Origin of the sequence: Nostocoides sp. F2B08 (assembly GCF_009184895.1) — a bacterium.
In the GTDB taxonomy this organism is placed as follows: Bacteria; Actinomycetota; Actinomycetes; order Actinomycetales; family Dermatophilaceae; genus F2B08.
Window position 1 is genome coordinate 67,058 of sequence record NZ_WESE01000009.1, and the last position, 19,620, is coordinate 86,677.

Annotated in this window: 17 protein-coding genes; 3 read left to right on the forward strand and 14 right to left on the reverse strand. The window is 65.7% G+C overall.

The annotated features are described in order from the left end of the window. Positions 1–4 precede the first annotated feature (4 nt). From GA707_RS16775 to ahcY, 10 genes are all read right to left on the reverse strand, one after another. The gene (locus GA707_RS16775) at positions 5–2,005 is read right to left on the reverse strand and encodes a type II secretion system F family protein (RefSeq protein ID WP_152179604.1); all 2,001 of its coding nucleotides are present in this window, start codon (positions 2,003–2,005) and stop codon (positions 5–7) included. Further along, positions 2,002–3,366, reverse strand: coding sequence for a CpaF family protein (locus GA707_RS16780; protein ID WP_152179605.1), 1,365 nt, complete (start codon positions 3,364–3,366; stop codon positions 2,002–2,004). The genes GA707_RS16775 and GA707_RS16780 overlap by 4 nt, the downstream gene beginning before the upstream one ends. After that, entirely contained in the window at positions 3,363–4,532 is a 1,170-nt protein-coding gene (locus GA707_RS16785; RefSeq protein WP_152179606.1) for an AAA family ATPase, read from the reverse strand. Before GA707_RS16785 ends, GA707_RS16780 begins: the two co-directional genes overlap by 4 nt. Beyond that, positions 4,529–5,320, reverse strand: a complete 792-nt coding sequence (locus tag GA707_RS16790; protein WP_152179607.1) for a Flp pilus assembly protein CpaB — start codon at positions 5,318–5,320, stop codon at positions 4,529–4,531. Before GA707_RS16790 ends, GA707_RS16785 begins: the two co-directional genes overlap by 4 nt. Positions 5,321–5,368: 48 nt before the next feature. Then, complete coding sequence (locus GA707_RS21855; protein WP_152179608.1) at positions 5,369–6,577, reverse strand: pilus assembly protein TadG-related protein; 1,209 nt, start codon at positions 6,575–6,577, stop codon at positions 5,369–5,371. Further along, a complete protein-coding gene (locus GA707_RS16800; protein WP_152179609.1) occupies positions 6,578–6,970 on the reverse strand; it encodes a TadE/TadG family type IV pilus assembly protein in 393 nt (130 codons plus the stop codon). Between the two features lie 7 nt (positions 6,971–6,977). Then, positions 6,978–7,124: a Flp family type IVb pilin gene (locus GA707_RS16805; protein WP_152179610.1), complete on the reverse strand. Its 147-nt coding sequence runs from the start codon at positions 7,122–7,124 to the stop codon at positions 6,978–6,980. Between the two features lie 86 nt (positions 7,125–7,210). After that, positions 7,211–7,381: a Flp family type IVb pilin gene (locus GA707_RS16810; RefSeq protein WP_152179611.1), complete on the reverse strand. Its 171-nt coding sequence runs from the start codon at positions 7,379–7,381 to the stop codon at positions 7,211–7,213. A gap of 99 nt (positions 7,382–7,480) precedes the next feature. Beyond that, complete coding sequence (locus GA707_RS16815; RefSeq protein WP_152179612.1) at positions 7,481–8,941, reverse strand: hypothetical protein; 1,461 nt, start codon at positions 8,939–8,941, stop codon at positions 7,481–7,483. A gap of 27 nt (positions 8,942–8,968) precedes the next feature. Continuing rightward, on the reverse strand, positions 8,969–10,417 hold the full coding sequence (ahcY, locus tag GA707_RS16820; RefSeq protein ID WP_152179613.1) for an adenosylhomocysteinase: 1,449 nt from the start codon (positions 10,415–10,417) through the stop codon (positions 8,969–8,971). A 160-nt stretch (positions 10,418–10,577) separates the two neighbouring features. Here ahcY and GA707_RS16825 point away from each other — a divergent pair, with 160 nt between their 5' ends. Further along, the gene (locus GA707_RS16825; RefSeq protein ID WP_152179614.1) at positions 10,578–11,105 is read left to right on the forward strand and encodes a YbaK/EbsC family protein; all 528 of its coding nucleotides are present in this window, start codon (positions 10,578–10,580) and stop codon (positions 11,103–11,105) included. 207 nt (positions 11,106–11,312) lie between these two features. Then, positions 11,313–12,140 (forward strand): YihY/virulence factor BrkB family protein, encoded by an 828-nt coding sequence (locus tag GA707_RS16830; RefSeq protein ID WP_152179615.1) that lies wholly within the window; start codon positions 11,313–11,315, stop codon positions 12,138–12,140. 79 nt (positions 12,141–12,219) lie between these two features. Here the strand turns inward: GA707_RS16830 and GA707_RS16835 are convergent, their stop codons facing one another. The 3 genes from GA707_RS16835 to GA707_RS16845 form a co-directional block, all read right to left on the reverse strand. Continuing rightward, positions 12,220–13,293 carry a PxKF domain-containing protein gene (locus GA707_RS16835; RefSeq protein ID WP_152179616.1) on the reverse strand — a complete coding sequence of 358 codons (1,074 nt, stop codon included), beginning with the start codon at positions 13,291–13,293 and terminating at the stop codon, positions 12,220–12,222. Positions 13,294–13,467: 174 nt separating this feature from the next. After that, positions 13,468–14,535 carry a PxKF domain-containing protein gene (locus GA707_RS16840; protein ID WP_152179617.1) on the reverse strand — a complete coding sequence of 356 codons (1,068 nt, stop codon included), beginning with the start codon at positions 14,533–14,535 and terminating at the stop codon, positions 13,468–13,470. A 131-nt stretch (positions 14,536–14,666) separates the two neighbouring features. Continuing rightward, positions 14,667–14,858 (reverse strand): Trm112 family protein, encoded by a 192-nt coding sequence (locus GA707_RS16845; RefSeq protein ID WP_152179618.1) that lies wholly within the window; start codon positions 14,856–14,858, stop codon positions 14,667–14,669. A gap of 135 nt (positions 14,859–14,993) precedes the next feature. Between GA707_RS16845 and GA707_RS16850 the strand changes: the two genes are divergently transcribed. Next, on the forward strand, positions 14,994–18,167 hold the full coding sequence (locus tag GA707_RS16850; protein ID WP_152179619.1) for a VCBS repeat-containing protein: 3,174 nt from the start codon (positions 14,994–14,996) through the stop codon (positions 18,165–18,167). Here the strand turns inward: GA707_RS16850 and GA707_RS16855 are convergent. Next, positions 18,132–19,610 (reverse strand): phosphomannomutase/phosphoglucomutase, encoded by a 1,479-nt coding sequence (locus tag GA707_RS16855; RefSeq protein WP_152179620.1) that lies wholly within the window; start codon positions 19,608–19,610, stop codon positions 18,132–18,134. The two genes, GA707_RS16850 and GA707_RS16855, sit on opposite strands and share 36 nt — an antisense overlap. Positions 19,611–19,620 lie beyond the last annotated feature (10 nt).

Sequence of the window (19,620 nt, forward strand, 5' to 3'; positions counted from 1 at the left end):
GACGTCATACCTCGATCTGGACGACTTTGCGCATCCAGAAGATGCCGATGATGAGCAGGATGAAGGCAACGACCAGCATGAGGATCCCGAGGGCCCTGGTCCACAGTAGACTGACGTACTCGTAGTTGACCATCGTCATGTAGGCCATCAGACCGAGCGGCAGAGCGATGAGGACATACGCCGAGAGCCGACCTTCAGCGGATAGTGCGCTGACATGGCGTTTGAGGTACTCACGCTCCCGAAGAGTCGCGGCCGTGGTCCGGAGCGTCTCCGCGAGGTTGCCACCGACCTCGCGCTGGATTCGGATGGCCATGGTGGCCCAGCGAAGGTTCTCGCTGTCCATGCGCGTCGCGACCGTGTCCAGGGCATCGGCCACGTCAGCGCCGATGCGAGCCTGCGCCAGCGCCCGCGAGAACTCCTTGTCGGCAGGAGCTGGTGCATCCTTGGCGACCGCATCGAGTGCCTGTAGGAGGGAGAACCCGCTCGACAGACTGGTCGCGACGAGCATCATCACGTCGGGCAAGGTCTGCTCGAAACGTCTGGCCCGCCGTGCAGCCATGACCCGCAGAACCACGGACGGGAGGACCAGCCCGATGACTGCACCGACCACCAGCCCGAGCAGTCCGGACCGTCCCGAGAGGACGAGATAGCCGAGCGAGGCCACGATCACGACCGAGATGATCCGGACGAGAAGCCACTCACCTGCGCGCAGTGGCAGATCGGCGCGCTCGATGAGGGCCATTGTCCGGCTCGTATGTCTGCGGCCGGCCATCAAGCGATCGCCAGCACCGACGAGCTGCTCGGTCACGGAGGTCGCCTGGGCCCGTGAGGTCGCCCTGGTCGCGACCACGCCGGCCCGGAACTGCTCGATCGCCTCGAGACGTTCGGATTTGCGGCTCCGAAGGCCGGGGGAGAGCAAGGCCATGACGAGGACGAACGTCCCGAGGAAGATGCCTGCAGCGGCGAGAAGGAGCAAGCTGATGCCCAGCGGACCCCGGGATACACCACCCGCCCCGCCGGTCGTTCCGGCCGTTTCAAGGGCCGGAGGAGTCGGCGACGCGGTGCCCGGGGGTGGGGCCGATCCGGCCGCACCGAGATCGACGGTTGACTGGGCCGTGAATGGCACTCCACCGGCCACCCCGTCTACCCCGAGTGATTGGCTGCCGGAGGCACCCTCCGGCCTGTCGACTGTGAGGACCAGCTGGGATGAGAACGCCTGAGCGGCAGCCTCGAACGCCGCGGTCACCGCGGCGCCATCGGAGGCATCGGCGACGGAGCCACCCCCGGCAGCCGCCAGGTCGGCCACGACGTCGTCCCGAGCCTCGTCGCTCTCCTTGAAGGCAACGACCTCGACCCGTACACCCCCCTCACGCACAGCCGCCACGGTCGCCGCTCGCGCTTCCGCGTCGGCGCCAGGACCCCCATCGCGAGCGGTGACTGTGTCGCCCCCGTCGCTGAGGAGGATGATGCTCCGCTCTCCTTCGGTACCGAGAGCATCTACCGCCGTCTGTACGCCCTGGTACAGCGCGGTGTATCCATCCGAGTTGAGCCCGTCCACCCACTCGAGCACGGCCTCTCGATCGAGGGTGGGCGCGAGGTCGACGCCAGCCGTGTCCGCGAAGCTGACCACGCCCACCTGGACATCGTCTGGCAGTTCGTCCAGGAAGCCCCGAACTGCCTCCCGGACGACCGCCATTCCCTGCGCTCCCATCGACCCGCTCGTGTCGATGACGAGCATTGTAGTGCGGGGGACACTCGCTGCCGGGGAGACCGCGAACGTGGTCTCGTCACCTCCGAGCCTGACCGACAGCGATTCTTCATCGATGGGGCCGGGTGCTCCCCGGACGGTGAGTGTGGTCGTGACCGACTGCTCGCCCACCGAGGTCCCAGTGAGCGCTGCATCCGCGAGGTCGATATCTGCTGAGGCGGTCTGCACGCCTAGGACGACCAGTGCGAGCCACAGGAGCCACCATGGGTCGACGATGGAGCGCCGCTGTCGTCTCATTGCGAACTGAACGTGAACAACGTGGTCGGGAGGTCGACTCCGAGGTCGACCAGGTCCTGGGCGAACTTGGGACGAATGCCCGTGCTCACTAGCTGACCCCGGTAGCGCCCGGCTTCGTCCCGGCCGGCCCCCCAGTCGAAGGTGAAGAGGTCCTGCAGAGTCACGACGTCGCCCTCCATGCCGACGACCTCGGTAATTTGGACGATGCGACGAGAGCCGTCCTTGAGCCTCGCCTGCTGCACGATGAGGTCGAGGGCCCCGACCACCTGCTCCCGGATCGCCCGCACTGGCAGCTCGACGCCGGCCATGAGGACCATCGTCTCGAGACGTGCCAACGAGTCACGCGGGCTGTTGGCGTGCACCGTCGTGATCGACCCGTCGTGACCTGTGTTCATCGCCTGAAGCATGTCCAGAGCAGCGCCGTCCCGGACCTCGCCGACGACGATCCGGTCCGGACGCATCCGCAGCGCGTTGCGCACGAGATCTCGGATCGAGATCTCACCTCGGCCCTCGATGTTGGAGGGCCGCGACTCCAGACGCACGACATGGTCCTGGTGCAGTTGCAGCTCGGCGGCATCCTCGATGGTGATGATGCGCTCGTCGCCGGGAAGATACGACGAGAGGACGTTGAGAGTCGTGGTCTTGCCCGATCCCGTTCCACCGCTGATGACGATGTTGCGTCGACCGATGACGCACGCCCTGAGGAAGTCGCGGACGCCGGGACTGAAGGTCCCGAAGGCGATGAGATCGCGGTCCGTGAACGGATCCGCGGAGAACTTTCGAATGGTGAGCATCGCACCATCCAGGGCCACTGGGGCGATGACCGCGTTGACCCGTGATCCGTCCGGCAGTCGCGCATCGACCAGAGGGCTGGCTTCGTCGATGCGACGACCGATCCGTCCGACGATCTTGTCAATGACGCGCCTCAGGTGAGCCTCGTTGGTGAAGCGCGCCTCGACGGGGTGGATCTTCCCCTGGCGTTCGATATAGATGCTGTCAGCACCGTTGACCATGATCTCGGTGATCTCAGTGTCTCGAAGTAGCGGCTCCAACGGACCATGCCCGAGAATCTCGTCGGAGACCTCCTGTGCGATGCGCGTTCGGTCAGCCACCGACAGCGGCGTCTCCTCACGATCCATGACCTCCTGCAAGGTGCTGCGGACCTGGGCAGCCAACTCAGACTCGGGCAGGTGGGGATCATAGAGGCGCGGACCGAGTCGGTCGATGAGGTTCTCGTGCACCCGACCCTTGAGGTCGGCAAACGGATCACGCACCCTCCGCCGCGCCGTCGTCCCCGAGGTGGTGGCCTGTGGTGGCGCTTGGGATCGGCGAGCTGTGTCGAGACGATCGGCGAGACTCATGTCCTGCTCCTGAACAGTCCTCTTCGACGGGCGGGTGCGGTGGTCAGGTCTTCGCCGAAGCGCACACGGATCTCGCGGTCTGCGAGGTCGGCAAGGGCGACACTGACAGGATGTCGAGGCTCCTCCAATGCAAGTGACACGCCGCGATTCACCGCGGCGGGCACAGCGATTGAGCCCGGGATCTGAACGCTGATCGGACTGTGGATGGCGCCGACGACGTCGTCCGGGTTCAGGCCGACCTTGGCGTCAGACCGGTTGAGCACGATGATGCGACTCTCTTTCGGGCTGCCGAGGGCGTCGAGTGTGTCTAGTGCGACGCGGAGGTTCTTGACGGCCGGGATGTCGAGCGTAGCGATCAGGATCAATAGGTCGCTTACATCCACCGCTGCTAGGACGTGCTCGGTGAAAGACGGGGGCGTATCGACGATGATGTAGTCGAAGCTGCCGCGGGCCACCCGAAGAATCTCCGCAACGAGAGTCGGCGGCAAACGATCCGCATCCCCGGGATCCTGCGGGGCGCAAAGCACGTCGAGGCCGCTTGGATCATGACGTGTGACGAGCGACTCCAAACCCTCGAGGTCGAGGTGCCCGGTCATCGCTCGCGCTTCGCTGACCGTCCTGGTGGGGGCGAGGTGCAGGCTAATCGCCACATCTCCGAAGGCGAGGTCGAGATCTACCAGTAGCGTCCGACGGCCAGCTTTTGCGAGCAACGCAGCCACGTTGGTTGCCAGGGTCGTCTTGCCCACTCCCCCTTTGGCAGAGAAGACTGTGATGACCTTGCCGAACGATGCGCCACCCGGGCTGACGCCGGCCATCCGAGCGGACAGGTCGCGGCTCCGCCGCAGCGCCTCTACGAGAGCCGACTGGTCATCCGCGGCAACGACCTCCCGAACGCCCACCCGAAGGGCCTGCGACAGAGTAGTGACATCGAGACGCTGCCGAATGAGAAGGACACCCACGTCAGGCCGTTCGACTCGTATCTCTTCCGCAAGGCCCATGGCGCTCTCCAGGGAAACGCCGGGCCCGATCACCAGGTGGTCAGCAGCAGCGTTCTCGTGCAGGGCACGAAAGGTCAGACTTGCGGAATCGAGCGACATCGCCTGAGACCCGAGAGCAAAGCGGTAGTTCTCGATGCTCCCAGGTGAGGAATCCCAATAGAGGATCACTGTGGAATCCTGTCACGTTCTACGTCCCCGAAGTACTGTTCCGCGACCTGCGCGTCCTCACCACGAAGACCGAGGTAAAGCACGTACTGGTTGATTCCGTGCACGAGCTTGGCCGCATCCCGCGGCGTTACTGCGACTGTCACCAAATAACTAGGGGCCTGGTTCGACGGTTGGTTGCCCTCATCCCCTTCGCCATCGGCCGGACGAAGGGTCGGGGTGAGGGACTCCTCGCCCATCGCCAGAACTTCAACATCCGGCAACCAGACTGAAGTCTCGCTAAAGCCTAGTTCGTTGAACTGGTCTGCGTCATCAGTTGTTTCCAGTGACTTGAGTTCATAGGTCGCGAAGATCGTGATCCGGCTCCCCGGAGTCACAAACGTGCCGACGCGCGCGGGATCGGATAACTCAACGGACACCGCAAGCATGTCGGCCGGGACATTGACTTTCCTGATGCCCTCGGGCGTCTCTCCGAAGGCGGCTGCGAGGACGACTTGGCCAGGAGGAAGATCCGTGAGCGCAAGGAGAGACGCGGTTGTCCCGTCGATGCTCTCGAGCGCACCTTCTGGCTTTGATGCCGACGGGACCTGTGTCTCGACAATGCGACCGGTGCGTACCGCCTCCCGCAGGGATAGCCCAGCCGGGACCCGGTCTTGAGACACGTATACGGTCGTCGGGGCCTGCGCTTGCACTGCGCGCTCGTCCGCGTTCGCGGCGTACAACAGGACAAGCACCGCCCCGATCAGAGCAAGAAGCACTGCGGCGAGGATGGCAATGATGCGCTTACCCATTATTCCTCATTCCAAACATCAGGGTCGTGGACGTCTAGACGAGGCATTCTAGCCAGCCATCTGAATAATGAGTGGGCCGCGTGTCGGTGCAGTCGGATCGATTGATCCAACAGGCAGGATTGGCGACGTGAACCAGCCCCAAATGCACGTAGCCTTCTTAAGTTGATTGGGCGGGGGATCGAGCATCATGCACATATCATTCTCGGAACTTCCCGGCAGACGGTCTGGCCTGATGTAGACACCGTAGTCTTTCGAAGGATTCGCTGTTTGCATCTCAGACCAGCCGGCGAAGAAGAACGATGATATCCCCGCCAGTGTGTACGTTGTACTAGACCCCGTTCCGGACACTCCTGAAAATACCGGAATTAGCACTTCCTTTCCAACCCATTGCTTCATGCCGTCGTTCTTGCATCCTTGGGTAGGAGCTGCGCCCGAATCACCTGGGGCCGTGCCATTACTCGAGAATACGGCGCGGCAGTCCGAAGTGGCGCCGTCGCTGAGCCAGCCAAAGCCCCCAGGGGTGTACTTCGTCGGCCCGCAGGCATCACTTGGATTGCCAGTGGCGTGAGCGAGGATGTGCGTCACGTACGGCGAAACTGCGTCAGGGACGGCCGCTGTCGGGGCAGCGTCCGGCGTCACGTGCGCCGGAGAGTAGGGAGGGCTGGGTGCGAAACTAGTTCCATTCTGAGTGACAGCGTTCCAGTTGCACTGACGAATAGTGAGTGGAAACGTCGTTCCTGTATCGCCAGGAGGTCCCCACGCCGCACGAGCGCAGGCTTCGACTACTGATCGATCCTGGCCACCGCTGGCTGCGCCAAACAGATTGGAGATATAGTCGCCCTCAGCCGATGCGGTACTAGTATGAACTTCGACATACTGCGTGAACCCTGCTGGCACCTCAGGACATACCTCGAGGTTGCTCACATCGGGCAGTGGGCAGGAAACGCCGAGTGCCGGCCCGCAGACTTCCGCGTTATGCCCCTCGATATCACTCGCATTATCGTCGATCAGTTGTCCCACGGAAGCTAGTAATGAATCCTGGGTGCAGGCTGACGGGTTATCGGCGCAGACTCTGGCAGCTGCGAGCGCCCCCGCGTCGGCTCCGTTTTGTAGTTCCCTGCGTTCCAGCACTGTTCGACCGAAATCGATTGAGAGAGCCAGGAAGCCAAACAGAGCGCCCATCGAGAAGAGAACCACGACTATCGTCGAGACTGCTCCCCGCTCATGTGCGCGAGGCCAATTGTCAAGGATGATCATTCAACCCCCACAAGCCATCGCGGCTTCCGCGTAGACGTTTGGACTGGCTAGGGGCACGAACGCATCGAGCAGTATCCAGGTGAATTCTGAACTTACTGCATACGTAGCGATAGCCCCAGCAGCACAGGGCCCGGCGGACGGAAATGTGAACTGACCCTCAATCGAATCGGGGACACTTGCCATGGCACGAGTGGGAGCGTCGGCTGGCATGCCCAACGCAACCATCCTCACACCTTCGCGCGCAGCATTTGAGGCAGTTATGTCGTAGTAGAGCAAACGCCCGACGTCGATGATCCCGCCGAGAATAATAATCAGGATAGGAAGGAGAATGGCGAACTCGACTGCCGCGGCGCCAGATTCCACTTCAAATCGTTTTACTTCAGCACGGTACATGGCGACTTCAGAAAGCAGCTACAGCAGAATTGAACAACGCGACCACACTGTTTCCCAGCGTGGTGACTACTCCCACGATCACGGCCGCTATCAGGCTGGCCATGATGGCATACTCCACCGCGGTGGCTCCGCCTTCGCCATCCGGACGGCCCATGCGGTGAGTGCTCGCTTTCCGATTGGTCGAAACTATGTCCGAAGTTGCAGCAGCAACCGACGCCGGCGGCTCGCTCTGTGTGAGGGTCAGGGGTTGGGCAGGGCGTTCACGACACGCTGGAAGGCGGCGTTCACCTCGGTGCCCAACGTCGTGACAACCACAACGATGATCGCGGCGATGAGGGCGACCATGATGCCGTACTCGACGGCGGTCGCACCGCGCTCACGGTTCTGGAACTTGACAAGGGCCTTAAGCATGGTTGGTCCTTTCGACCTGGCAGAGTCGGGTCCGGTTGGCCCGGCAGCACCGACTTTACTTCCTCTTGAACTCGGGCGAACTACAAGAACGCACACGGATCACCCGTTCGGACGAGTGCCTTGGTGTTGTGGATCACTGTTGCACAGTCGGGGGCTCGCGAGCAGCACGTAGCCTCGATCGGCAGCGACGACGCACCATCCCTCTTCTTGCTTCAGGAGGTTGGCGAGCGGGTCGCCGTCCTTGACCAGGGCCCGCAAGGCTCCGCTCCTGGAGACAAAGCCCCTCCACGCCTCACCACCTGCATTCGCCTCCATGAATGCAGCGAACCACTGGATGGCGTACACATCAGCACGACCGTCGATCACCGGTTCGACGTTGGGATGCTCAAGAAGCAACCAGCCGCCGAGGGTGTACTCGTTGATGACACCCGTGCCTTCAGGGAGTGAGGCGAGCGAAGAACTCAGTCCTGTGGGAACCGCGGGTCGGGCAGCCGTCTGCGGCAGAGCGAACGCAAGCAGGAGTGAACCCACGGCTGCTCCGGTCAAGAGCCACCGAAGATCCCAACGCGCCGAGACAGTCGCCGGGCGTGGGGCGAGCGCTTGAACCGCCTTAGCGGCCAGCGGAGCCACAAGGACAGCGCCCACTGCAATCGTCCTTGCAGTGACCAAGGCACTAAGCACCCCGCCGGCCATGAGTAGGAGATCGCCCCACGAGAAGGCAAGACGCTTGGTCGCCCACCCGGCAACCACAAGGCCGGCCGAGGCCAGCACCAGGAGAACCGAGTACTCCGTCAACTCAGGTCGTTGCCACTCGGTCACGTATCGGGTATATGGGGCCATGCCGGCTCCGACCGTGAAGAGTTCAAGCCCAAGCGGTGTTAGCGCAGAGGCGAAGAACTGCGCGACTGGAATCATGAGCATCCGTGTGTGTTGACGAGTCCACTTGCGTTGGTCACACACGGTTCCGGCGATCACCGTGAATCCCACGAGTGGGCCAAGGAACCAGAAGCCGTGACTGCACGCCCAGATCCACGCCATTGGCACGAGCCACCAGGGCAACTTGCCCTGTCGGCTCGCCCAGTCCCACGAGGCGACGGTGATGGATAGGAAGACGAAGCTAAGGACTTGGGGGCGAGGGGAGATGGATCCAGCAGCGGCGGCGAAAGCGATGAGAGACGCCCCAAGAGCAACGACCGTCCGGCTGTGCAGCCGACAGCTAACAAAGAGAGCGCAGAAGAGAATCAGCGCAAATGTGCCACTCAGCCACGCAACGCCCGGATAGTCAAAGACCGCATAAGCGCCGAACAGCAGCACCTGCCCAAACCATTCGTGAAGCACCCAGGGTTCTGTCGCATACCGGGAGAATGTCTCGCTGCCGGCAAAGGAACCCGTTTGGAGGAGGTGGCGTCCTCCAAGGATATGGAAGTATGTGTCAGGATCGCGGACGGGCTGGATAAGGACGACTGCCAGCAGGATCGGCACGCCGACTAGGAAACCAACGCCCAGAAGCCGTTCTACGCGGCCAGCATGAGCGGCCTCAGCGGAGCCCACAGTCGGCATCGACCGAAGGGTGGCTGCTCAGGCTGGTCAGTACCTGTAGTGGTCCGGCTTGTACGGTCCGGCGACGTCGACACCGAGGTACTCGGCCTGTTCCTTGGTCAGCTCCGTGAGCTCGACGCCGAGGGCGTCGAGGTGGAGCTCAGCGACCTTCTCGTCGAGGTGCTTGGGGAGCGTCTCGACGGTGGGGTTCCCCTCCTCGTCGACGTAGTCCTCGGGCTTTGTGAACAGCTCGATCTGGGCGATCGTCTGGTTCGAGAACGAGTTGGACATCACGAAGCTCGGGTGACCGGTGGCGTTACCGAGGTTCATCAGGCGCCCCTCGGACAGCACGATGATGGAGTCGCCGTCCTCGAACGTCCACTCGTGGACCTGAGGCTTGATCTCGGTCTTCGTCACGCCCGGCAACTTGGCGAGGCCGGCCATGTCGATCTCGTTGTCGAAGTGACCGATGTTCGCGACGATCGCCTTGTTCTTCATCTGTGCCATGTGCTCCGCAGTGATGACGTCGAAGCACCCGGTGGCGGTGACGAAGATGTCGGCGTGCTCGAGGACGCTCTCCAGCTTGGCGACCTGATATCCGTCCATTGCCGCCTGCAGCGCACAGATGGGGTCGATCTCGGTGATCACGACGCGCGCACCCTGGCCGCGGAGGCTCTCGGCGCAGCCCTTGCCCACATCACCGTAGCCAGCCACGACGGCAACCTTGCCCCCGATGAGGACGTCGGTCGCGCGGTTGAGGCCGTCGATAAGGCTGTGCCGGACGCCGTACTTGTTGTCGAACTTGCTCTTCGTGACCGAGTCATTGACATTGATGGCTGGGAAGAGCAACTCGCCGGCACGGGCCAGCTCGTAGAGCCGGTGAACACCCGTGGTCGTCTCCTCGGTGACGCCCTTGATCTCGGCCGCGACGCGGGTCCACTTCTGCGGGTCCTCGGCGATCGTGCGGCGAACGAGCGCCTTGAAGATCGCGAACTCCTCGGAGTCCTCCTCGGTGGTGGGCGGCACCTGGCCGGCCTTCTCCCACTCGACGCCCTTGTGGACGAGCATCGTGGCGTCCCCGCCGTCGTCGAGGATCATGTTGGCGAACTCGCCCTCGGGCCAGGTCAGGATGGCCTCGGTGCACTCCCAGTACTCCTCGAGAGTCTCACCCTTCCAGGCGAAGACAGGCACCCCGGCCGGCTCTTCGACGGTGCCGTTGCCAACGACGATGGCGGCAGCCGCCTCGTCCTGGGTGGAGTAGATGTTGCAGGAGGCCCAGCGGACCTCGGCACCGAGCGCGGTGAGCGTCTCGATGAGCACGGCGGTCTGCACGGTCATGTGCAGGGAGCCGGCGATCTTGGCGCCCGCGAGGGGCTGGCTCTCGCCGAACTCCTCCCGCAGGGCCATCAAGCCCGGCATCTCGTGCTCGGCGAGACGGATCTGGTGGCGGCCGGCCTCGGCCAGGCTCAGGTCGGCGACCTTGTAGTCGAAGGACACGACGAATCTCCTCAAAGATGAGTTGAAGGTGGCGGACCCGGCGCGCTCAACTGAGCGGAACGGTTGCGGGGTATCACCCACGCCGGATAGACCCTCAACTCTACCGGCCCGCACGCGAGGCGCCGAAACCTGCGAAGGGCGCGGCGCATACAGTCGGGTCATGCCTTCTGCGCGCGGAACCCTCGACTGGACCCCGGCCACCGACCGTCCCGAGCTGCTCGCCGTCCCCGTGCTGGCCGCCATCGGCGGCACCCCGGACGCCCTCGTCGCACCCATCGACCCCGAGCTGGCGGACACGGCCGCGTTCTGCGACGCCTACGACGTCGCGCCCGAGGCGAGCGCCAACTGCGTCGTCGTGGCGGGACGGCGCGGGGAGGTCACGCGCTACGCGGCGGTCATGGTGCTCGCCACGACCAGAGCCGACATCAACAACGTCGTGCGGCGCCGGCTCGACGTCCGCAAGATCTCGTTCGCCCCGCGCGACGACGCCGTGCAGCTCACCGGCATGGAGTTCGGCGGGATCACCCCCATCGGCCTGCCCGAGGACTGGCCCGTGCTCGTCGACCGCCGAGTCGTCGAGGCCGGTGAGGCGGTCATCGGCTCAGGGCTGCGGCAGAGCAAGATCCTCGTCACCGGCGAGGGGCTCGCCTCGTTGCCGGGGGCCGAGGTGCTCGACCTGGTGCGTTAGGCGTGGCGACCAGCGTGTCACCCTGACCGGCCGACCTGTCGCCGCCACGCGGGTCTCGGGGCACGGTACGGTCGCAGCGTGCAGGGCCCGCGGAACCTCCCTCCCATTCCGGGTGAGCGCGTCGACCCGCCCGTCCGGGATGTGCCAGAGCGTCTGCGTCTCCTGCAGTCTCGTTCGGGGCCAGTCGGTGCGGGTGTCGGCATCGGGATGCGGACCATCACTCGCTTCACGCACTCGCGCGCCACACTTCTTGCCGCCGGCACGACGTACTACCTGTTCCTCGCGCTGTTCTCCGTCCTGACGCTGGCGTACGGCGTGACGGCTGCGGTGGGGGCCGAGCAGCTCGCCCGCTATGTCACCGAGGCGCTCACGGAGGCGTTCCCGGGTCTCGTGGGCGGCTCCGGGATCGACCCGGAGGAACTGCGGAGCATCGCGCAGGCGACCTCGATCATCAGTGCCGTCGCGCTGCTATACGGCGCCACAGGAGCGGTGCTCGCTGCCAGCCGCTCTCTCCATGCGGTCTACGGCGCAGCGAAGAACCCGCGAAACTTCGTCAGGGTGCGGCTGTGGGCTCTCGGCTGGTTCCTCGCGCTCGCACCGCTGATCCTGCTGTCGTTCGTCAGCGCCAGCTTCACCACTGACCTTGCCGGCAGGCTGCTCGATGCCTTCGACCTTGACTGGGTCGGTCCGAGGCTGCTGCTCACTGCCGGCGCCCTGGTGCTGACGATGGTGCTGAACTTCCTTGTCGTCTACCTGATGCTCGGCAGGCTCGGGGGCATCCGACCAGCACGCACACCCCTCCTCGCCGGTGCCGCGGTGGGAGCACTGGCCATCGAGGTCCTCAAGCAGGTGATGGCCCTTCTCGTGGGCTGGGTCATCGACAGACCTCAGTACGGAGCGCTGGCGGCACCGATCGGCATCATGTTCGTCCTCTACCTGCAGTCCTCGGCCCTGTATGCGACAGCGTCACTGACAGCCGCACTTGCGGAGACTCGTGGCGCACCCGCAGCGCCTGAGGGGGCACCCGCGAACTGACCGCCCCCGCGAGGTGCTCGCCTCGCTGGCTGAGATGCTCGACCTCACGCTGTCTGAGGTCGAGGACCATCCCTCGCGGTCAGCGGAGGACGAAGTCGGCGGTCAGGGCCGCTCCGTCGGTGGTGGCGACGGTGACCTGGTAGCAGCCCTTGGTCTTGGGTGTCTTCCAGTTCTGCTGGAACCTGCCGTCGGCGTAGCGCAGCTCGGTCTTGCCGGTCGTTGTGAACTCGACCTCCTCGGCCGGGCTGTCCTCGTCCGGGCAGACGACGGAAGTGACGGTGAAGGACTCGACCACGGCGGGGTCGGTGATCTCGGTGTCGCCGTCGAAGACGCGGAACTGCAGCGGAACGGTGGAGCCGCCCTTGACGGTGTTGACAACGTCCTTGGCGACCGGGCCGAAGAACCCCTCGAACGAGTACTGCTGCAGTGACCCGAGGCAGAGGTTCTTGGCCAGCACGTCGTTGTCGTGGTCGGCGTAGAAGATCCACGCCAGGGTGTCGCTCAGGACGTTGGAATCTCCGAGAAGTACGAGGGTGCCGGATCCAACCGTCTCCGCCGCGATGAAGGTCGTGCCGGGTGCATCGCCGCCCTCACGCATACGCACCAGGCTCTGAGCTGCCCCGTCTACGGTGAGCGAGACTGCCGTTGTCGTCGCGTATCCGACGGACGAGACACCGTCGGTCAACGGAGACGGGTCAATGAGGGTGGTGAACTGGGGAGGTAAGTCGAGTCTCTGGTTCGTCAGCGACATCGACGCACCTGCTGCTTGGGCAATTTGGTTCATGTTCGTGTTCGCAGCGTCGAAACCGGGGGGAGAATCTCCCTGGGCAAGGAGGTTGCCGCCTTCGTTGACGAAGGCCACGAAGGCGTCTGTGATCTCGGGGCTGAAGGGAGCCCTGTTGAGCGGTAGAACGATGCACGCGTACCCCGACAAGTCCTGCGGCAGCGTGGAGTTCGTCTCCACCGGCAGGCCAACCGCTTGCCCGAACCGGGTGTAGCCGTCGTCGGTGTAGGCGTTGTTGCCTGTGTAGACGAGGATCTTCTCGTCCTCGGCGGCCACGGCTGGCGTTCCCGCCGCGAACGCGAGTGTCCCGGCGATCAGTCCTGCGATCGCGAGTCGGACTGTTCCTCGATGACGTTGCTGGGTGGCCATGTTTGCTCCTCGGTGTCGTCCTCCGGCCGTCGCGCCGTTGCGCGACCGGATAACCGAGGCTATGAAGACTCCACGGCGCCGACATCGGGCATTTGCCCGTCTTCTTGCCGAGACCGCTGCAACGTCCTCGACTCCGGCCTATGCCCGATGCCGGCGCACGCTGGTCACTCAGGGTCAGCGAAGGACGAAGTCAGAGGTCAGGGTGGCTCCGTCTGTGGTGGCGACGGTCACCTGGTAGCAGCCCTTCGTTTTGGGCGTCTTCCAGTTCTGCTGGAACTTTCCGTTGGTGTACCGCAGCTCGGTCTTGCCTGTCGTGGTGAACTCGACCTCGTCAACTGGAGCGGCTGCGTCAGGGCAGGTGACCGGCGTGACGGTGAAGGACTCGACCACGGCGGGGTCGGTGATCTCCGTGTCGCCGTCGAAGATGCGGAACTGCAGCGGCACCGTCGCCCCGGCCTTCACGGTGTTGACGACGTCCTCGTCCACGGGACCCATGAACCCGTCGAACGATCGCTGTACCAGCGACCCGGTACACAGGTTCCTTCCGAGAACGAGGTTGTCGTTGCCGAACAGATCGAGCAGATTGTCGGCCAGCATGTGGTCACCCATCAGGACGAACGTGCCACCACCGATCGTCTCCGCCGCGACAAAGGTCGTCCGCGGGGCGGTTCCACCAAGGCGAGTACGCACCAGACTCTGTGCGGTCCCATCGACGTCGAGCGCCACTCCGGCCGTGCCGGCGTATCCGATCGACGAGACACCCTCCGTCAGCGGTGATGCGTCGATCTCGTGGGTGGCGAACACGCCCGGGTCGATATTTTCATAGGTCAACGACATGGACGCGCCAACTGCTGCGGACACCTCGTTCATCGTCTCGATCGCAGACGCGTAGTTGAGGTCATTCTCCCCTATCGCGAGAAGGTTGCCGCCGCCATTGACATATGCGACAAGCGCGGACGTGATGCCTGGGCTGAAGGAGGTCCTGTTGACTGGGAGAAGGATGCACTCATAGCTCGAGAGATACGTCGGGAAGGTGGAGCTCTCGACGACCGGAAGCCCGACCGCGCCGCCCAACTGTAGATAACCCACTCCCAGGGGATCTGCATCGTTGCCGGTGTACACGAAGACTTCGGAACCCTCAGCAGCGATGGCAGGCGTAACCCCCATCCACGCGAGCGCCCCGACGATGAGTCCTGCGATCGCGAGCCGTGCTGATCCTCTATGACGGCGCTGGGTGGCCATGGCTGCTCCCTCGGTGTGGTTGCCTGCCGGTCGCGTCCTTTACGCGACCAGGTGGGCCCGAGGCTATGAAGGTTCCGCGGCGCTGACATCGGGCATTTGCCCGTCTTGTCGCCGAACGTCTTGCATCCGCGTCAGGACTGGCGTGTCTCCCGCGCCTCGTCGACGAGCAGGACCGGGATGCCGTCGTCGATCCGGTAGGCCAGGCCGCACTCGTCGCTCATGCACACGAGCTCCGGTCCCCCGGTCGGGCCGGTGTCGTCGCGCAGCTCGGCCAGGCACTTCGGGCAGCGCAGGATCTCGCGGAGCCAGGGGCTGATGCTCATGGGTGCGATCCTCTCACGTCGTCGCTCGACGCATCACGCGCTGTCGCCGTCGAAAGATTGAGCAAGCGCTAATCAGAGTCGGATTCCCGCGGGCTTGCTAGCGTCGAGCATCTGCCCGCCGTCTGGGAGAGCACCATGGAGCCGACCGAGTCCGCATTCCACCGACCCCTGCCCCGCGGCCCGCACGTGTCGCGACGCACCCTCATGCGAGGGGCGACACTGACCGCGCTCACCGGCGCGGTGCTCGGCGAGGCCGCCGTCACGGCGGCGCCCGCCCAGGCCGCACCGGCGGCCCCACCGGTGCCACTGCTGACCAGCCCGCAGTCCCCCTTGGCCCTGCCCATCCTTGGCGACGCGGTCAACATGGACCAACCGAGGTACTACGACACCATCCAGGCCGGGACGAGGCGGATCAACCGCACCCGACAGAGCGCCGACCTCGATGGTGACGGGTCGGACGAGCTCGTCATCCGTGGGCCGGGCGGCATCCTGGCCTATCGGTTCGACGTCGCCTCGGGGCAGTGGTGGGACCTGCTCGGCGACGCACCCACGTGGTCGGACCTGCAGGGGTGGGGGGAGGCACAGTACTACGAGACCATCCAGACCGCCGACCTCGACGGCGACGGCAGTGCCGAGCTCATCGGACGGGGACCGGACGGGCTCGAGGTCTGGCGCTACGACCCGGTCCCGACGGCCGGGGTGTCGGAGTGGACGAAGGTGGACGCCGCGAGCGGCGCGACGCTGCTCAAGGACGACGTGTGGCGTAAGCCCGAGTACTACTCGACGATGCAGTGCGCCGACATCGACGGCGATGGTCGCGCCGAGCTGCTCGTGCGCGGCCCGGACGGGCTGATGGCCTGGCGCCTCGAGGATGACGACACGTGGACCCAGTTGCCGACCCTCCAGGATCTGTCCGACGCCAACGACTGGGTCCTTCCCGCGAACTACCTGACCATCCAGTGCGCGGACATCGACCCCTCCACCGGCGCCGGTCACGCGGCGGTCCTCGCCCGAGGATTCGATGCCCTGCTGGCGTGGACGTTCGACGGGTCGACATGGAGCTCGCTCCCCACCCTCGACGGGCTGTCGAACGCCAACGGCTGGGACGACCCGTCCCTGTACTCAACGCTGCAGTGTGCCGACGTCGACGGCGACGGCTGGGACGAGCTGGTCGGCAGGGGCGGCGATGGCCTGCGCACCTGGCGGCTGACCTCCTCCGGCTGGGTGCAGATCGCCTTCCTCCCGGACCTGGACGACGGCGCCGGCTGGGACAAGCCGCCGTACTACGTGACCCTGCAGTGCGCCGACGTCGACGGCGACGGCCGCTTCGAGCTCGTGGCCCGCGGCGCGGCCCGCGTCCAGACCTGGCGGTACACCGGGTCGGCCGGGACGGGCTCGGGTGAGTGGGTGACCGGACCGGACGGCCCGTCGTGGTCCGACGCCGCCGGCTGGGGCCAGGTGCAGTACTACGCCACCATCCAGACGGCGTCGATCGCGCGCGGCAGCGGACCGGCCCGAGCCATTCTGCTGGGCCGCACGTCCTCGGCGATCGACACGTGGGAGCTCGTCGGCGGGACGTGGCGACGCACGTCGGCCGACTGGCCCGCCATCGCCGACGACCCGGCCGACGAGACCGCGATTATCGCTGCTGTCAACGACGCGCTCGGCATCGCCGACCCGAATGGACCCCGAGGCCAGTACAACAACAACGAGCAGAGCGACAACTGGGTCACCTGGGCCGACGCCACACTCCCCGGGATCGCGAGACCGAGCGGCGTCGACCAAGCTGTCTGGGACGCCGCCATCGCGCAGTTCCGCGCGGAGTTCCAGTGGGTGGCCGCCGTGCAGCGGTGGTACTCCCTGCTGTCCGACCTCATCGACCGGGTGAACACCCAGAACCAGCTGACCCTGACCTCGCTCGCCGGCGACCTCACCCTCTCCGAGGAGGTCCAGTCGAGCACGAGCTGGATCCTCGACGTCGTATCGCTCATCGCCGATATCGGCGCATCGCTCCTAGGCTTCGGCGAGCTGTTCAAGGCCGTCGAGAAGGCGTTCTCGGCCGCCGAGTCCATCGCCGGCACGGTCAGCGCGGTCTGCCTCACCGCGTCTGAGTTCCTCGACCAGGGCCTCGAGAGCGACGGCACCATCTCAGGAACGCTCACGGTGCTCGAGGACCAGCTCGGCCAGCTGTGGACACGGTCGAGTGCCATCGCCGTCGCACAGCCCGGAGCGATCACCGGCGGGTCGAACGTGGACGACAACACCTACGTGCCTGGGGACTACGGCCTTCTCGCCGCCATGGGCGGACAGATGCGCGCCGGCGTCGCACCCAAGTGGACCTGGGGCAACGAGGCGACGGCCAACGCCCTGCTCGGGATGCTCCAGGGCTACGCCCTCAACGCCTGGCAGATGTTCCAGCCCGCGACGAACTGGGCCTGGTCGATCAACCTCCAGGATTGCCGGCTCAGGGATCCGAGCTACCCGAACTACGTCAACGCCCAGTGGTACTGGTGGCCGATCCCCGACGCAAGCGTCCGTCAGCCCTTCCGCACCGACAAGTGCTCGCAGTACTTCGTCGTCGACACGAAGACGGGCAACCTCATCGAGACCGCGCTGATGCAGAAGCTCGCCGGCCCCCGGAACACCGAGACCCTGTACCCGCTAGGCGCGTCAACGGAGGATGTGCTCTTGGCCCGCAGCGGGTGGAGTCGGCTGTACTGGGGCGGAAGCTGCGCGGTCATCCCGACCAGCATCAACAACCCACCCTGTGGCACGAAGCGTCCTCCCAACCCCTGGGAGCTGTATGTGACCGGCATCCATGCTCCGATCCCACCGGTAGCCGGGGGCACGACCGCGCTCGGGTCGGCCAGCACCTCGACGAGCACCACCGCAAGCACCGACGCGGCACCGAAGGAGAAGAAGGCGAAGAAGGGCCGCAGGCCGGTCACCCCCGGTCCACGCGGCGAGCGCCCGATCTCACCCACGGCCCCGGTCGCCGGCGTCGACCTCCACGCGCTGCCGCTCCTGACGAAGAACGAGGCCGGCGAGATCATCGTCGAGCTCGAGGTGACCAACCGTGGTCGCACCCCCGCGACGAACGTCGAGGTCACCCAGCTCGCCGTGCGCGGACGGTCGGCGGACGGACACCTGCGGCAACGGCAGCATCACATCGACTCCGGCGAGACGGTGCGCTACCACCACCGGCTCCCCCCGCTCCCGGGCAAGCCCGGTCAGCTCGCCCAGATGCAGATCCGGCTCGGCCACCTCACCGGCTCACACGTGCAGACCTTCGACGTCCTCATTCCCTGACTCGCGGACCAGGGCGAGAACCGCACCGCGCAGGTCGCGCATCGTCTCCTCGTCGCGGGCCTCGACGTTGAGCCGCAGGAGCGGCTCGGTGTTCGACGCGCGTAGGTTGAGCCACCACAGCCACCGCCCGTCCGTGTCCGGCTTGGTGATCGTCATCCCGTCGAGGGTGTCGACCTCCAAAGGTCCGTAGGTCGCCTCCGCCCAGTCCCGCACCGCGGCGGTCGCGGCGACCGCCTCCTCGACGGTCGAGTTGATCTCACCCGAGGCGGCGTAGCGGTCGAAGTGCCCGCCCAGCTCCGACAGCGGCCGGTCGCTCTCCCCCAGCGCCGCCAGGACGTGCATGGCCGCGAGCATCCCGGTGTCGGCGAACCAGAACTCGCGGAAGTAGTAGTGCGCCGAGTGCTCGCCGCCGAACACCGCGCCGCAGCGCGCCATCTCGTCCTTGATGAACGAGTGGCCCACCCGCGTGCGGACCGGCTCGGCGCCGGCCGATAGCACCTCCTCCTCGACAACCCTTGAGGTGATGACGTTGTGCACGATGCGCACGTCTGCGGCGGCGGTTCCCGTGGCGACCTCGCGCGCGATCTCCCGGCACGCGACAAGGGCCGTGATCGCGCTCGGGCTCACCGGCTCCCCCCGCTCGTCGACGACGAAGCAGCGGTCCGCGTCCCCGTCGAACGCCAGACCGAGGTCGGCGCCCTCGCCGCGCACCGCCTCCTGCAGGTCGACGAGGTTCGCCGGGTCGAGCGGGTTCGCCTCGTGGTTCGGGAAGGTGCCGTCGAGCTCGAAGTACAGCGGCACGATCTCGAGCGGCAACGCCTCGAGGCCGGCGCCGTCGCCGAGCACGGCCGGCACCGTGTGCCCCGCCATCCCGTTCCCCGCGTCGATGACGACCTTCAGCGGACGACAACCGGACAGGTCCACCAGCGAGCGCAGGAACGCCGCATAGCCGGCAAGCACATCCTTGCGCCGCACCCGGCCGGGGCGCTCGACCGGGGCGAGCACCGCATACCCCTGCTCAAGGATGCTCTGCGCGAGCTCGCGGATCTGGACCAGCCCGCTGTCCTGCCCGACCGGGCGGGCGCCGGAGCGGCACAGCTTGATGCCGTTGTACTGCGCCGGGTTGTGGCTCGCGGTGAACATCGCGCCGGGCGCGGAGCGCGAACCCGAGGCGTAGTACAGCTGGTCGGTGCTCGCCAACCCGATGAGGACGACGTCGACTCCTCGCTCGGCCACCCCTGACGCGAACGCCTCACACAGCTTCGGGCTGCTCGGCCGCATGTCGTGACCGACGACGACGTGGTCGGCCCCCTCGGGTCGGGCGACCACCTCCGCGAACGCCGCACCGATCGCGCGGACCACCCGCGGGCTCAGCTGGTCCGGCACCAGCCCGCGCACGTCGTAGGCCTTGATGAACGCTGACAGGTCCGGAGTCGCAGTCACACGCCCAAGT

Excerpts from the sequence above, each read along its gene's own strand:
- GA707_RS16835 (WP_152179616.1), bottom strand. The coding sequence starts at position 13,293 with ATGGCCACCCAGCAACGTCATCGAGGAACAGTCCGACTCGCGATCGCA.
- GA707_RS16845 (WP_152179618.1), bottom strand. The coding sequence starts at position 14,858 with ATGAGCATCAGCCCCTGGCTCCGCGAGATCCTGCGCTGCCCGAAGTGC.
- GA707_RS16805 (WP_152179610.1), bottom strand. The coding sequence starts at position 7,124 with ATGGGCCGTCCGGATGGCGAAGGCGGAGCCACCGCGGTGGAGTATGCC.
- GA707_RS16815 (WP_152179612.1), bottom strand. The coding sequence starts at position 8,941 with ATGCCGACTGTGGGCTCCGCTGAGGCCGCTCATGCTGGCCGCGTAGAA.
- GA707_RS16775 (WP_152179604.1), bottom strand. The coding sequence starts at position 2,005 with ATGAGACGACAGCGGCGCTCCATCGTCGACCCATGGTGGCTCCTGTGG.
- GA707_RS16840 (WP_152179617.1), bottom strand. The coding sequence starts at position 14,535 with ATGGCCACCCAGCGCCGTCATAGAGGATCAGCACGGCTCGCGATCGCA.
- GA707_RS16850 (WP_152179619.1), top strand. The coding sequence starts at position 14,994 with ATGGAGCCGACCGAGTCCGCATTCCACCGACCCCTGCCCCGCGGCCCG.
- GA707_RS16825 (WP_152179614.1), top strand. The coding sequence starts at position 10,578 with ATGCCTTCTGCGCGCGGAACCCTCGACTGGACCCCGGCCACCGACCGT.
- GA707_RS16780 (WP_152179605.1), bottom strand. The coding sequence starts at position 3,366 with ATGAGTCTCGCCGATCGTCTCGACACAGCTCGCCGATCCCAAGCGCCA.
- GA707_RS16790 (WP_152179607.1), bottom strand. The coding sequence starts at position 5,320 with ATGGGTAAGCGCATCATTGCCATCCTCGCCGCAGTGCTTCTTGCTCTG.
- GA707_RS16800 (WP_152179609.1), bottom strand. The coding sequence starts at position 6,970 with ATGTACCGTGCTGAAGTAAAACGATTTGAAGTGGAATCTGGCGCCGCG.
- GA707_RS16810 (WP_152179611.1), bottom strand. The coding sequence starts at position 7,381 with ATGCTTAAGGCCCTTGTCAAGTTCCAGAACCGTGAGCGCGGTGCGACC.
- GA707_RS16830 (WP_152179615.1), top strand. The coding sequence starts at position 11,313 with ATGCGGACCATCACTCGCTTCACGCACTCGCGCGCCACACTTCTTGCC.
- GA707_RS21855 (WP_152179608.1), bottom strand. The coding sequence starts at position 6,577 with ATGATCATCCTTGACAATTGGCCTCGCGCACATGAGCGGGGAGCAGTC.